This window comes from Mesorhizobium sp. M7A.F.Ca.MR.362.00.0.0 (genome assembly GCF_004023175.1).
In the GTDB taxonomy this organism is placed as follows: domain Bacteria; phylum Pseudomonadota; class Alphaproteobacteria; order Rhizobiales; family Rhizobiaceae; genus Mesorhizobium.
Genome location: NZ_RZTF01001202.1, coordinates 1 through 222, shown reverse-complemented (window position 1 = coordinate 222; position 222 = coordinate 1). Strand labels below are relative to the sequence as shown.

Below are 222 nucleotides of genomic sequence, written 5' to 3'. Positions count from 1 at the left end.
GTTGGTCAGGAGAAATGCCGTCCGTATGAAGGCTGGGGAACGATAGCCTTTGCTAAGGACTGGCAGGCACCGCCTCGTCAGCAAAATGGAACATCCTTCTTCTATTTTACATCTGATCAGTGGCGATATGAGGAAGAAGAGCTAGGCAACAAACTATATGCTTCTCCGCTTGTGAAGCATATAACATATAAACATCCAGCTGATTATAATGTGCTTGCTGCC

Annotated in this window: 1 protein-coding gene; it reads left to right on the top strand. The window is 45.9% G+C overall.

The window, feature by feature from the left end; genetic code table 11:
- The coding region (locus EOC06_RS41330) for a hypothetical protein (RefSeq protein ID WP_206631505.1) at window positions 1-222 on the top strand (222 nt) is incomplete at both ends.